General features: G+C 43.4%; 9 protein-coding genes. 5 read left to right on the top strand and 4 right to left on the bottom strand.

The genetic code is table 11. The annotated features are described in order from the left end of the window. Positions 1-160: 160 nt before the first annotated feature. From FE394_RS14375 to pncB, 3 genes are all read right to left on the bottom strand, one after another. On the bottom strand, positions 161-1,267 hold the full coding sequence (locus FE394_RS14375) for a porin (protein WP_319927050.1): 1,107 nt from the start codon (positions 1,265-1,267) through the stop codon (positions 161-163). Positions 1,268-1,574: 307 nt separating this feature from the next. Further along, positions 1,575-2,975 (bottom strand): asparagine--tRNA ligase, encoded by a 1,401-nt coding sequence (gene asnS / locus FE394_RS14370; protein WP_319927049.1) that lies wholly within the window; start codon positions 2,973-2,975, stop codon positions 1,575-1,577. A gap of 208 nt (positions 2,976-3,183) precedes the next feature. Next, the gene (pncB, locus tag FE394_RS14365) at positions 3,184-4,398 is read right to left on the bottom strand and encodes a nicotinate phosphoribosyltransferase (RefSeq protein WP_319927048.1); all 1,215 of its coding nucleotides are present in this window, start codon (positions 4,396-4,398) and stop codon (positions 3,184-3,186) included. 415 nt (positions 4,399-4,813) lie between these two features. Here pncB and pepN point away from each other — a divergent pair, with 415 nt between their 5' ends. The 3 genes from pepN (at position 4,814) to FE394_RS14350 (ending at position 9,419) form a co-directional block, all read left to right on the top strand. Further along, positions 4,814-7,432, top strand: coding sequence for an aminopeptidase N (gene pepN / locus FE394_RS14360; protein ID WP_319927047.1), 2,619 nt, complete (start codon positions 4,814-4,816; stop codon positions 7,430-7,432). 250 nt (positions 7,433-7,682) lie between these two features. Beyond that, positions 7,683-8,693 (top strand): quinone-dependent dihydroorotate dehydrogenase, encoded by a 1,011-nt coding sequence (gene pyrD / locus FE394_RS14355; protein ID WP_319927046.1) that lies wholly within the window; start codon positions 7,683-7,685, stop codon positions 8,691-8,693. Between the two features lie 174 nt (positions 8,694-8,867). Next, positions 8,868-9,419: a cell division protein ZapC gene (locus tag FE394_RS14350; protein WP_319927045.1), complete on the top strand. Its 552-nt coding sequence runs from the start codon at positions 8,868-8,870 to the stop codon at positions 9,417-9,419. 243 nt (positions 9,420-9,662) lie between these two features. On the opposite strand, the gene FE394_RS14345 is transcribed toward FE394_RS14350, so the two are convergent. Then, entirely contained in the window at positions 9,663-10,775 is a 1,113-nt protein-coding gene (locus FE394_RS14345) for a YcbX family protein (RefSeq protein WP_319927044.1), read from the bottom strand. A gap of 119 nt (positions 10,776-10,894) precedes the next feature. On the opposite strand from FE394_RS14345, the gene rlmKL reads away from it, so the two are divergent. Both rlmKL and FE394_RS14335 read left to right on the top strand, forming a co-directional pair. Next, positions 10,895-13,039, top strand: a complete 2,145-nt coding sequence (rlmKL, locus tag FE394_RS14340) for a bifunctional 23S rRNA (guanine(2069)-N(7))-methyltransferase RlmK/23S rRNA (guanine(2445)-N(2))-methyltransferase RlmL (RefSeq protein ID WP_319927043.1) — start codon at positions 10,895-10,897, stop codon at positions 13,037-13,039. A gap of 4 nt (positions 13,040-13,043) precedes the next feature. Next, complete coding sequence (locus FE394_RS14335; RefSeq protein ID WP_319927042.1) at positions 13,044-14,954, top strand: ABC transporter ATP-binding protein; 1,911 nt, start codon at positions 13,044-13,046, stop codon at positions 14,952-14,954. Positions 14,955-14,976: the final 22 nt, after the last annotated feature.

Below are 14,976 nucleotides of genomic sequence, written 5' to 3'. Positions count from 1 at the left end.
ACTACTTGTAGCAAAAAGAATAAAATCTTGTGAAGTAGTTTACGAAGTGAGAAAAAGAGCCTGAAAAAACAGAGAGATAAAATGCAAAAAGCAGCGCCGGAGCGCTGCTTTTCTGAGATAAATATGTTTGGCTTTTGGCTAAACAGTTTATCAGCGGTGATTAGAACTGATAAGTCAGACCAACACCGAATACGTTGCGAGCGTTTGCATCGCCACCGTAGTTTTTGTCCAGCAGGTTGATTTTGTAATCAACATAGGTAGACAGGTTTTTGTTAAAGTAGTAGTAAGAACCTACAGAAACATATTTAACCAGATCTGCGCTATGCTGGCTTCTTGGCTCACCTAAATTTTTACCTTTAGACTGAACATAAGCCAGAGATGGTTTCAGACCTAAATCAGAGAACAGGTATTGTGCAACCAATTCAAAGTTCTGAGTTTTATTAGCGACACCACTGAAATAGATGTCTTTATTTCCACCTTTTACTGGAGTCATATTACGGGTTTCACCGTACATAGCTGCCAGATATACGTTGTTAGCATCGTATTTAGCACCGATGTTCCATGCTTCAGCACGCTTACCGTGAGCTTTGCCGGTATCCCAGTCATGGCCACGAGTAGAATTAGCGTAAGAACCACCAACAGTGATACCGTAACCTACGTCATAAGTGGTAGCCAAACCGTAGCCATCACCATTTGCTGTAGCACCGCTACGCTTGTTTTTGGTGCGATCGCTATTCTGACCCTGGTATTGCAGGGCAAAATTCAGGCCATCAACCAGACCAAAGAAATCAGTGTTACGGTAAGTCAACAGACCAGTAGCACGACCAGTCATGTAGTTATCAGTATGAGCCATGGAATCAGCACCAAAGATTGGCAGTACGTCAGTCCATGCGTTGACATCATAGTTTACGCCGTAGTTACGGCCGTAATCCAGTGTACCGTAGTTAGCGAATTTCAAGCCAGCGAAAGCCAGACGAGTATAAGCAGTACCGCTGCTGTTAGCTTCTTCTTTATGAGCTTTCAGATTGTATTCCCAACGACCAAAACCAGTCAGTTGGTCAGAGATCTGAGTTTCGCCTTTGATGCCAATACGTGCGTAGGAAGCATCACCGTCTTCACCACTTCTTTTGTCTGAGATTTGGTGACGAACGTCTACTTTACCGTACAGATCCAGTTTGTTGCCATCTTTGTTAAAGATTTCAGCTGCGTTTGCTGTACCAGCAACCAGCAGAGCTGGGATTACCACTGCAAGAATATTGCGCTTCATTATTATTACCCTCATTGGTGTTATTTAGACACCTGCCACTGCCAGAAATAGAACACTAAAAATTTTTGGAACTATTTGTGGTTATCGAGTGTCTTATTAGTCGGCGACCAGTTTTCCATTCGAAATGAATTTTATCTACCCTCAAAATGCTACAAAAGCATAAAATCAGTAACAAAGTGAAAATAGGTGTTTCAAAATGTAAATATCAGGGAACTTTTTTCGTGCAGTTTTTGCTATAAAACAAAAAAAGCCAACTTTCGCTGGCTTTTCGGGGGATTGATTTTAGCTTGTTTATTAAGCTGATTCATTAGAAACTTGCGTTTCTTGGTGTCCGTGGGAATGGGATAACGTCACGAACGTTGGATACACCAGTAACATAAGCGACCAGACGTTCGAAGCCCAGACCGAAACCAGCATGAGGAACTGTACCGTAACGACGAAGATCACGATACCACCAGTAATCTTCTTTATTCAGCCCCATCTCTTCCAGACGTTTATCCAGCATATCCAGACGCTCTTCACGCTGAGAGCCACCGATGATTTCACCGATTCCCGGAGCCAGAACATCCATTGCAGCAACAGTTTTGCCATCTTCATTCATACGCATATAAAAGGCTTTGATGTCTTTTGGATAGTTCTTCATGATCACTGGCGCTTCGAAATGTTTTTCTGCCAGATAACGCTCATGCTCTGATGACAAATCAACACCCCAGAAAACTGGGTTCTCAAATTTCTGCCCGCAATTTTCCAGAATTTCTATCGCATCGGTGTAATCCAACTGAATGAAGTCAGAATCGACAAACTTCTCGAGACGAGTGATAACTTCGCTATCAACACGTTCGGCAAAGAATGCCAGATCATCCGCCCGCTCTTCCAATGCAGCCTTGAAGACATATTTCAGCATTTCTTCGGAGAGTTTGGCGATATCATTCAGGTCAGCAAAAGCCAGTTCTGGTTCAACCATCCAAAACTCTGCCAAGTGGCGGCTGGTATTGGAGTTTTCTGCACGGAAAGTCGGGCCGAAGGTATAAACGTTACTCAATGCACAAGCATAGGCTTCACCGTTTAACTGACCGGATACGGTCAGGAACGCTTCACGACCGAAGAAGTCCTGGCTGAAATCCACTTCGCCTTTATCGGTGCGTGGCAGGTTTTGCAGATCCAACGTAGAAACGCGGAACATTTCACCTGCACCTTCAGTATCAGATGCAGTGATCAGTGGAGTTGATACCCAGAAGAAGCCTTTCTCATGGAAGAAACGATGCAGGGCCTGTGCCAAGGTATGGCGAACACGTGCAACTGCGCCAATCAGATTGGTGCGTGGACGAAGATGCGCCACTTCACGCAGGTATTCGATACTGTGGCGTTTAGCAGCCATTGGGTAAGTATCAGGGTCATCAACCATGCCAACCACAACAACTTTAGTCGCTTGCAGTTCAAAAGACTGGCCTTTGCCTTGTGATTCAACCACTGTTCCCGTGATTTCTACAGAACAGCCCGTGGTTAAATGTAATACTTCATCCTGATAATTAGGTAAATCATTATTAACGACGGCCTGTAATGGATTAAAGCAGGAACCGTCATAGACGGCGAGGAACGAGATACCAGCTTTAGAATCTCTCCTTGTACGTATCCAACCGCGAACGGTGACTTCGTTGTCAACCGGAACACGGCCTTGCAGTACATTGACTACAGGCGCTACGCTCATAAATTTCTCTCTTCTTTATATTAGTGAATTGGACAACTAGATAGATTTACCATAAATACCCCCCATTAGGGGCAGATCGTCTATCTTACTTGTCATCTCTCAGGAAACAAGAAGAAATTGCGGGGCTTAGCGAGGAAATAAAGGGAAAAGTCGCTTTTTACTTGCGTAACCGGCATAAAACAGGTTACGCAAGAGATAATCGGCGGGATTATACTACTTTCTCTATATAGGGAATATCAAATGCCCGGCGTAACCTATCGACAAATTCATCATCTTCACAGATGGTTTTTCCCGGGCTGTCAGAGAGTTTTGCCACTGGTTTGCCATTACATTCTACGAGCTTGATAACAATGTTCAGTGGTTTCACCCCCGGAATATTACAAGTCAGGCGTGTGCCAATTCCGAAAATGACATTAATTCTTTTATGGAAATGACGATATAGCGCTAATGCTTTTTGTAAATCCAGACTGTCAGAGAACACCAGCGTTTTCGTCATTGGGTCGATATCCAATGATTGGTAGTGTGATATGGCTTTTTCACCCCATTCGATAGGATCACCGGAGTCATGGCGCAAACCTTGGTAAGCTGTCGCCAATGACTTATCAAAATCGCGCAGGAAAGCATCCATGGTGATGCAGTCAGTTAGCGCTATGCCTAACTGATTCGGATATTCATTCAACCATGTTTTCAGTGCTGCCCGCTGGCTGTTGGCGAGTTCAGGGCTGATCTGCTGATGCGCCTGAAACCATTCATGAGCCTGCGTACCAAGAGGAGGAAGATCAAGCTGTTCCGCCAGTTGATAATTACTGGTTCCAATCAAATAAGGGAAGTTATTTTTCAGCTCATTGATAATGGCGTACTGTACTTCGTGTGAAAAACGGCGGCGAGTACCAAAATCCATTAATTTAAAACCGGACAGGTCGATATGCTCTTCCGCAGCATCTTTATGAAACAGTTCAATGAGTTTTCTAAGCTGAATAACCGCGTCTTCTGGCGTTACTTCAGGGGAGCGATGACGATGAACCAGTTCGCTGATTAGCGCCAGCAAAGGCACTTCCCACAGAATAACTTCGTGCCACAGACCGGAAATGCGGATGGCTAATTGCCCTTCATCGGTAACAGAGACTTTCACTTGTTTAGGATCAAAACGGAAGGTTTTGCACCAGTTCAGGTAATCCTCTTTAAAAAACGGAAGGCGGGAAAGATAATCGGCTTCACGTTTCGTCAGGGTTAAATCAGCCATCATGTCAATTTGATGGCGTAACGTCTCGGCGTATTCGCCGAGCAGCTCATCACCACGACAACGAAATTCTGCAACGACAGGAATATTGTTGTAATGGTGGTACACTGCTTGCTGCATATGAAATTTATAAGCATCAGTATCAAGCAGTGATTTGATAATCGGGGTAGCGTCTAAAGTCATGGCGCGTCAGGCATCCTCGCGGAGCGTATTCGTGTCTGCTAAATCGATAAAGTCAGGACAGTATACCGTGATTAGTGGGTTATTGAAGCCACATAGCTGCATATATTTTCCCGAGCCTAAAGATTAAGGTTAATCCATTTATAGATAATATCATGTTAAATGAGATATGAGATGACAATTAGCACGAAAGTACTAATATGCTGACCACATCATTTATACCTTTATTTAATAAGTTATTAACATCTAAAAAAAGCGACTAACTGATTGAAAGGATCGTGTCTCTATGGCAGCGTTAGCGGTTTGAACGTTTTTATGGAAACACGATATGCTAGGCGGCTTATAGTTAAGGTTATCTAGATGTTATCAATTATACCGGTTAAAACATGCTTGTTAAGAGTAATGGAAAAGGTTCCCTATGACACAACAGCGACTCATTAAACACCGTCTGGATTATAAAACACCAGATTACACAATTACTGATATTAATCTCGATTTTGAACTGGATGCTGACAAAACGACGGTAACAGCAATCAGTCAGGTAAAACGTCTGACTAATGATATTACTCCACTGGTTCTGGATGGAGAACATATCACTCTGAAAAACATCTATATAGATGATAAAGAATGGAAGCATTATCAGGAGCAAGACGGCAAGTTGCTTATTGAACAACTTCCGGCCCAGTTTACCTTAAAGATTGTGAATGAAATTAGCCCGTTGGCAAATACAGCGCTTGAAGGGCTATATGTGTCTGGCGATGCCCTGTGTACTCAATGTGAGGCAGAGGGATTCCGCCATATTACTTATTATTTGGATCGTCCGGATGTTCTGGCTTGCTTTACGACTCGCATCACAGCGGATAAATCCAAGTATCCATTTCTGCTTTCCAATGGTAACCGCATTGAACAGGGTGAATTGAGCGATGGTCGTCACTGGGTGAAATGGCAGGATCCATTCCCAAAACCGGCTTATTTGTTTGCACTGGTTGCCGGTGATTTCGATGTTCTTCGTGATACTTTTGTGACCCGCAGTGGCCGTGAAGTTGCGTTGGAACTGTTTGTGGATCGCGGTAATTTGGATCGTGCTGACTGGGCGATGACATCCCTGAAGAACTCAATGAAATGGGATGAAACGCGCTTTGGTCTGGAGTATGACCTTGATATCTATATGATCGTTGCTGTTGATTTCTTCAATATGGGAGCGATGGAAAACAAAGGTCTGAACATCTTCAACTCCAAATATGTACTGGCAAAAACGGAAACGGCGACGGACAAAGACTACCTTGCCATTGAAGCGGTAATTGGTCACGAATATTTCCATAACTGGACAGGAAACCGCATTACATGTCGTGATTGGTTCCAGTTAAGTCTGAAAGAAGGCCTGACCGTATTCCGTGATCAGGAATTCAGTTCTGATTTGGGTTCACGCTCTGTCAACCGCATTAATAATGTGCGTGTCATGCGTGCCGCCCAGTTTGCTGAAGATGCCGGCCCGATGGCTCATCCTATCCGTCCCGATCAAGTGATGGAAATGAATAATTTCTATACGCTGACCGTCTATGAGAAAGGGTCAGAAGTTATTCGGATGATCCATACCTTATTGGGCGAAGAGCAATTTCAGGCGGGTATACAGCTCTATGTTCATCGTCACGATGGCAGCGCGGCAACCTGTGATGATTTTGTTCAGGCAATGGAAGATGCTTCAAACGTTGATTTAACACTATTCCGTCGCTGGTATAGCCAATCAGGAACACCAGTATTGACCGTCCGTGACGAATATGATGCAGAAAAACAGCAATATACCCTGCACGTAAGTCAAATGACGCCGCCAACGGCTGGTCAGAAAGAAAAACAACCTTTGCACATTCCTCTGGACATTGAGCTTTATGATGAGCATGGGCATATCATCCCTCTCCGTCGTGATGGGCAGCCTGTACATCATGTCCTGAATATTATCCATGCAGAGCAATCATTTGTATTTGATGATGTTCCGTCATTGCCTGTTCCTTCTTTACTGCGTGAGTTTTCTGCGCCAGTGAAACTGGATTATCCATACAGTGATGATCAGCTTTCATTCCTGATGAAACATGCGCGCAATGAGTTTGCTCGTTGGGATGCAGCGCAGGCGTTGTTAGCCAATTATGTGAAACTGAATGTTGCCCGTAACCAGAAATCCATGCCACTGGAATTGCCAATGCATGTCATTGATGCTTTCCGTGCTGTGCTGCTGAATAAGGAAATCGATCCGGCATTGGCTGCATTGATTCTGACTTTACCGTCCGAAAATGAAATGGCAGAACTGTTTACGGTCGTCGATCCTCAAGCCATTCATAATGTACTTGGCGCGATGACTAAAGCGCTGGCGAATGAAATGGCGGATGAGTTTGCAGCGGTTTATCACAGTCTTCACACCGGTGCATATCGTGTGGTTCATCAGGACATTGCGAAACGTGATTTACGGAATACCTGTCTCTATTATTTGGCCTTTATTGATGACAAAGAACAGTCTGATAAATTAGTGGCGGCGCAATACTATCAGGCTGATAACATGACTGACAGTATCGCTGCATTGTCTGCGGCGGTATCTGCTGAATTACCTTGCAGCTATCAATTAATGGATGAATTTGATCAGCGCTGGCATCAGGATGGCTTGGTCATGGATAAATGGTTCAGGATTCAAGCGACCAATCCAGCCTTTGATGTGCTTGATAAAGTGCGTGGTTTGCTGGAGCACCGCTCTTTCAGCCTGAGCAATCCAAACCGCATTTATTCACTGTTGAGAACATTCTTTGTCAGCAACCCAGTGGCTTTCCATACCGAAGATGGCAGTTGTTACCAATTCTTGGTAGAAGTTCTGACGGATTTGAACAGCCGAAATCCGCAAGTTGCATCAAGTTTGATTGATCCATTGATTCGTCTGAAACGTTATGATGAAAAACGTCAGGCTTTAATGCGTACAGCACTGGAACAGCTAAAAGGACTGGAAGATTTGTCTGGTGATTTGTTCGAAAAAATTACCAAAGCACTTGAAAGTTAATTTGTATACCTAATGGATTCAACAAAGCTGTAGCTTGAAAGACGTCGGGTATTAAATACCCTCCGGTTGAGGCTGGGGGGTATCTACCAAAATATGTTTGTCTATAAAGAAGACTTTTTTGTTTATTCAGAAAATGGTAAATTAGTGACCTTTTCCAGCCACGATAAAGCAGCAAATATATGTATAGAATTGTGTATAACTTAAAATGCATAACTGACAATTCTTTCATAAAAACAATAGGTTAATCTAAATGTGTTATTCTCTAGTACGGAAAGCATTGTTCCAGCTTGATCCTGAACAGGCACACGAGCTTACTTTCCGCCAGCTCAAACGCGTCACCGGTACTCCTTTCGAATTTCTCATCCGCCAATCAGTTGCCACTAAACCCGTTACTTGCATGGGATTATCTTTTAAAAATCCACTGGGTTTAGCCGCCGGCCTTGATAAAAATGGTGATTGCATTGATGCATTTGGTGCGATGGGCTTTGGTTCTGTTGAAATAGGTACAGTAACACCACGCCCACAAGCGGGAAATGATAAGCCAAGATTATTCCGGGTGGTTGAAGCTGAAGGGATCATCAACCGGATGGGGTTTAATAACCTTGGTGTGGATAATTTGGTTGAAAATGTCAAACGGGCAAAATACGACGGAATTATTGGGATCAATATTGGTAAGAATAAAGATACTCCTGTAGAGAATGGGAAAGACGATTATTTAATTTGCATGGATAAGGTTTACCCTCATGCTGGGTATATCACTATCAATATTTCTTCTCCTAATACTCCGGGTTTGAGAACATTACAGTATGGTGAAGCGCTGGATGATCTCTTATCTGCGATTAAAACTAAGCAAAATGAACTTCAACAGAAGTTTCAAAAATATGTTCCCGTTGCTGTGAAAATTTCTCCTGATCTCTCAGAAGAGGAATTAATAAAAATCGCTGATAGTTTGATGCGCTATCATATTGATGGAGTTATCGCGACTAATACGACATTGGACAGAAAGATTATCGCAGGATTGAACCAGTGTCAGCAAGCAGGGGGATTAAGTGGTCGTCCTGTTCAATTACGTAGCACTGAAATTATTCGACGTCTTTCGCAAGAATTAAAAGGTGAAATACCGATTATTGGTGTGGGTGGAATTGATTCGCTTGTTGCCGCCAGAGAAAAAATGGAAGCCGGCGCTTCGCTGATTCAGATATATTCTGGTTTTATCTATAAAGGGCCAAAACTAATCAAAGATATCATTAATCATATCTGATTATTTGCTACAATTTGGTGATGGGGGTTTATTTCTGCCCTCATCTCGACTATATTTTATTTGATAGATTAAATTTTTTATCATTTCTTTTGGTTTTCCATTTAATGGTTGTGCTTATTTTTAACCAAAAAAGCTATTTTGAGTATACTATTCTGAGCATAGTAAGGGTGAGCGATGAAAATTAGACCTGATGATCAGTGGCGCTGGTATTTTGATCCTGAGCATAGTCGTGTCATGCTCGATCTGGCTAATGGTATGGTTTTCCGTTCCTGTTTTCCTGCCAAAATATTGACAGATTACGCGATTACAATGAAAGAAATGTCTTTCTCTGTCGATGATGCTGCGCTTTATTATGCTTTCGAAGAACATTCCCGTCGTATTAATATGGCTCCTGCCCTCAGAGCGGAATTAGCCCTGAATGGGGTCATCGCATTTCGCTTTATAAAACCACAAATGCCCAAAAGTTGGTATTTCTCCAGTTTTTCTTTAGCTCAGAAACCAGAGCACGGAGAAATTGTTCAAGTTCGCTTACAGGATTGTGGAACTGAAGTTCCCTTTATGGTGGCAGAGTCCGGTGACAACGCGAGTTTGTGTCTATTGGCACAACAAAAGTTAGCGTTAAATGATCGTGTGATGAACTTCTGTGACCCCATTAAGGTAATGAACGATCGCTTGATACCTTATATTGAACCAACCCAGATTTCGATATATGACAGGGCGATTTAATGTTGCGAGATTACTGCATTTATAATCCCGATAATTACACCGCATCAGATATATTTGTATCAGATATATTTAGGTTCCTAACCACTTGCATAGTTTTTTCCTTCCTGAATATTTGTCAGATTAACAATTCAACAATAAGAGTCTTTAAAAAAACGATAGATAGGGATATAAAAAATCAGACAGATAGTTTTATCCATACAGTCTGATTTAAATGTAAATATCATTGTTATTTATTATTGATTTCTAGTTTAATTCGATAACTAAATCATTTTTTGGAATACAACTACACACCAAAATTTTACCATTATTTTTAATTGAAGATGATTTTAATGGCACGACCTCACCCTCAATCAAGGATACTTTACAGGAACCACAAATACCGGCACGACATGAGTAAGGGACTTTGATACCTTGGTTTTCCAATTGCTCTAAAATAATTTGTTGATTGTTTCCGATAAAACGTTGTCCATTGAAGTCAATAGAAACAGCCTGCTCAACGACTTTCTGTATATTTGAATCCTGCATTGGTTCACTGCGACCATATTTGCGTGGCGTTTTCTTTTCTAAAACAGTGACACGATCACCAACACGAATAATGCCACTATTGCGGGCGATAGCGTTTTGTCCAAAATCGACATCATCATTCTCTTCAGCCGTTCTGAAAGATTGTAATGTTGCCAATGGTTCACCTTTAGGATTTTTACGGCCTTTTTCCGGGCTGACTGTAGTAAAAATACAGCGACTGCATGGTTTTGGCAGGTCAAAAATAACATCACCAATCTGAATAACCTGCCAGCTATCCTCTTCAAAAGGTGCTGCGCCAGTGACAATCATGTTGGCGCGAAACTGCTCTATTTTAATACTGGCGGGGCAGCGTTGCTGTAAGGCATGAAAAGAGGCTTCATTGATAATTAAATAGGGGAATCCATCTGCGAATGATAAAGAGATGTCGGGAAATTTCTTTACCCGCCGGGTTAATTCCTCACTGATCCAGCGAAGTTGTACAGAGGTATTAAAAAAACCACTAAGCCAGATATTTATCGATTCAGGAGCGACTAAGGCAGTAAAATGAGTTCCCCAAACTTCGGTAGGTAAACGCTCTTCCTTAAAATCAGTATAAAGCACGGTCGCACTTTCCCCATTTGGTGCCTGTAAATAGAGACCGTTATGGAGCATGGTTGGAGTGAATAGCAGCATCTGTGGATACTGGCGACCAGTAATAAAGGTGCCGTCTGTGGTGGTTATCATAAAATTTCGATCAAACGTAAGACCACTTTCATTGACGAGGGAGTGCGAAAGTTGCAATCCGCGCATGGACTTGACGGGGTAGGTATAGAGGCGCGACAGAGTTAACATCGATTCTTTCCAAAATATTTTTATATTTGATCGTGTCAGCAATTTTATGACATGTCGCTGGTATTGGCTATAATGTGCCACGATTTTTTTGTGGTGAACTTTCTGTGGTGATTAATAAAATGAACTCTCTCTTTGCCAGCACGGCACGTGGACTGGAAGAACTGTTAAAGAACGAACTGGAAATGCTGGGAGCGCAATCCTGTAAGATTGCCCAAGGTGGGGTTCATTTTCAGGGCGATGACCGGGTAATGTATAAAAGTCTGCTGTGGAGCAGACTGGCATCCCGTATCATGATGCCACTCAACGAATTCAAGGTTTATAGCGATCTGGACCTGTATCTTGGTGTCCAATCGATTGACTGGAGCGAGATTTTCTCCGTCGACAGCACATTCTCCGTGCATTTCAGTGGCACGAATGAGGAGATCAGAAATACGCAATATGGCGCACTGAAAGTAAAAGATGCCATCGTTGACAGCTTTGTACGCAAAATAAAACAGCGTCCTGATGTTGCCAAGCAACAACCAGATGTCCGTGTGAATGTCTTTTTACACAAAGAAAAAGCGACCGTTTCACTTGATCTGAGTGGTGATAGCCTGCATATGCGTGGCTACCGTGATCTGGCAGGACAAGCCCCCCTGAAAGAAACCCTTGCAGCAGCCATTATTCTGCGCTCAGGTTGGAGTGCAGGTACGCCAATGGTTGATCCAATGTGTGGTTCAGGAACGCTATTAATAGAAGCTGCGATGATGGCGGCAGATGGTGCCCCTGGTTTGCATCGTACACATTGGGGATTCACATCATGGCTGAAATTTGATGAAACAATCTGGCGTGAAGTGACTACTGAAGCGCAAGTACGTTTCCGTAAAGGGTTACAGGAAACGACTTCTCGCTTTTTCGGATCGGATATTGATCGCCGTGTAATGGATATGGCGCGTTCAAATGCGCGCAGAGCGGGAGTTGCTCAATTGATCCAGTTCCAGCAGGGAGATACAAGCAAACTGGAAAATCCTCTGCCGGAAGGAACTGCGGGAACGGTATTAAGCAACCCGCCCTATGGTGAGCGCCTTGAAAGTGAACCGGCATTGATAGCGTTACACAGTATATTTGGTCGTGTCATGAAGAGCCGTTTCCCCGGCTGGCGTTTGTCACTGTTCAGCGCTTCACCAGAACTGCTGAGTTGCCTGCAATTACGTGCAGAGCGCGAGTTTAAAGCAAAAAATGGTCCACTGGATTGTGTCCAGAAAAACTATTCCATCCAGTCTGTCGAAAAATCTGAGCAGTTATCGGACAGTCCTAAGCCGTTGGATACGGGTATTGCTGAAGATTACGCAAACCGCTTGCGTAAGAATGAGAAAAAACTCAGTAAATGGGCTAAACAGCAAGGTGTTGATTGTTATCGGTTATATGATGCAGATCTACCTGAATACAATGTTGCGGTTGATCGCTATGCGGATAAAATCGTCGTTCAGGAGTATGCGCCACCAAAATCTGTGGATGCCAATAAAGCTCGCCAACGTTTGTTTGATGTCATCAGTGCGACAATGAATGTACTCGGTTTAACATCTAACCAACTGATCCTGAAAACCCGCCAACGCCAGAAAGGCAAAAGCCAATATGAGAAAATGGCCGAGAAACAAGAGTTCTTTTTGGTAAACGAGTATGGCGCGAAATTCTGGGTTAACCTGACTGATTATCTGGATACAGGCCTATTTCTTGACCATCGCATTGCCCGCCAAAAATTGGGTGAGATGAGCCAAGGTAAAGATTTCCTCAACTTATTTGCCTATACCGGTTCTGCGACAGTTCATGCAGGATTGGGGGGAGCGCGTTCAACAACTACGGTGGATATGTCCCGTACTTATCTTGAATGGGCAGAGAGAAATCTACAGGCGAACGGCTTAACCGGACGTCAGCACCGCTTAATTCAGGCTGATTGTTTAGGGTGGTTGGCTCAGACCAGTGAACAATTCGATGTGATCTTTATTGACCCACCAACATTTTCCAATTCCAAGCGAATGGAAGATACTTTTGATGTTCAGCGTGATCACATTGAACTAATGAAACAACTAAAACGTCTGCTGCGCCGTGGTGGAACCTTGATGTTTTCCAATAATAAACGGGGATTCAAAATAGATTCTGTTGAATTGGCGAAGTTAGGACTGGTTGCCGACGAAATAACAGGAAAAACCTTATCTCCGGATTTTGCCCGTAACCGCCAGATTCATAACTGCTGGTTGCTGCGCCACGCTGGAGAGGGAAAATAATATTATGTCATTGATTAATTTATCCGGTGCCTGGTTATCCTTCAGTGATGCGCCGTTGTTGGATAACACCGAGCTGCATATCGAAGAAAACGAAAGGGTCTGTCTGGTTGGACGGAATGGTGCGGGAAAATCGACGCTATTGCGTGTTCTGGCGAAAGAACAGCCATTAGATGATGGGCAGGTCATTTATGAGCAGGATTTGGTTGTTGCTCGTCTGGAACAAGATCCTCCCCGTGATGTGGAAGGTACGGTATTTGATTTTATTGCGGAAGGCGTAAAAGAGCAGGCTGAATATATTAAAGCGTTCCACCATATTTCCCGTGTGGTGGAGACCGATCCTAGCGAAAAGAATCTTAACCAACTTGCAGATTTGCAGGAAATATTGGATGTCCGTGGCCTTTGGTCACTGGATAGCCGAATTAGTGACGTGTTGAAACAACTCTCATTGCCCGCAGAAGCGAAATTATCCTCATTGTCTGGTGGTTGGCTACGTAAAGCCGCATTGGGCAGGGCATTGGTTTGCGGGCCAAAGGTTCTGTTTCTTGACGAACCGACCAACCACCTTGATATCAAGACCATCGAATGGTTGGAGAATTTCCTGAAAGATTTCAACGGAAGCCTTGTTTTTATTTCCCATGACCGTTCATTCATTCGCAACATGGCAACACGCATCATTGATTTGGATCGGGGAAAACTGGCTTCATGGCCGGGAAATTACGATAAATACCTTGAAGGCAAAGAAGAGGCATTGCGGGTTGAAGAAATGCAGAATGCCGAATTTGACAAAAAACTGGCGCAGGAAGAAGTTTGGATCCGTCAGGGTATTAAAGCACGGCGCACGCGTAATGAAGGCCGGGTAAGGGCATTAAAAGCGCTGCGTGTTGAACGCTCAGAACGCCGTAATGTTATGGGTACGGCAAAAATGCAGGTCGGGGAAACGGCACGTTCCGGTAAGATCGTGTTTGAAATGGAAAATGTGAATTACCAGATTGGTGATAAAACATTGGTCAAAAATTTCTCGGCTCAGGTTCAACGTGGCGACAAAATTGCTTTGGTCGGGCCAAATGGTTGCGGCAAGACGACATTATTGAAGTTGATGCTGGGAGATTTATCGGCAGATAGTGGACGTATTCACTGTGGCACAAAACTGGAAGTGGCTTATTTTGACCAGCACCGTGCAGCACTGGACCCCGATAAAACCGTCATAGATAACCTTGCTGGTGGTAAACAGGAAGTCATGGTTAATGGACGCTCCCGTCATGTATTGGGATATTTGCAGGATTTCCTTTTCCATCCCAAACGTGCAATGACGCCTGTCAGGGCACTTTCCGGTGGGGAACGTAACCGTCTGTTACTGGCGCGTTTATTCCTCAAACCAAGCAACCTGTTGATTCTTGATGAACCGACCAATGACCTTGATGTTGAAACATTAGAATTACTCGAAGAGCTGGTTGATAGCTATACTGGAACAGTGATCCTGGTGAGTCATGATCGTCAGTTTGTTGATAATTCAGTGTCTGAATGCTGGATTTTTGAAGGTGATGGTGAAGTCAACAATTATGTGGGTGGTTATTACGATGCTCAGCAGCAGCGGACGCAAACCGTCTCCCTGCGTCAGTCTTCAGAGAAAAAGAGCAGTGTTGAAACCAAGTCAGTAAAACCGAAAGAGGTATCTAATCGGAAAAGCAATAAGATAAGTTATCATTTACTGCGTGAGTTAGAACAACTACCATCATTATTAGAAAAGTTAGAAGAAGAGATAGAGAAATTGCAATCTCAGGTCAGTGATCCCGAATTCTTCAACCAGTCACACGAAATTACACAAAATATTCTGACTGAGTTAGCAAATAAAGAACAAGAGTTGGAAAAGGCTTTTGATCGTTGGCAGGAGCTGGAAATGCTGAAGAATGGATAACCTCTGCCGTATAAAAGAGATT

This window comes from Xenorhabdus littoralis, assembly GCF_033949345.1.
In the GTDB taxonomy this organism is placed as follows: Bacteria; Pseudomonadota; Gammaproteobacteria; order Enterobacterales; family Enterobacteriaceae; genus Xenorhabdus; species Xenorhabdus littoralis.
The sequence above is the reverse complement of the archived record's forward strand: the minus strand, read 5'-3'. Positions and strand labels throughout refer to the sequence as shown.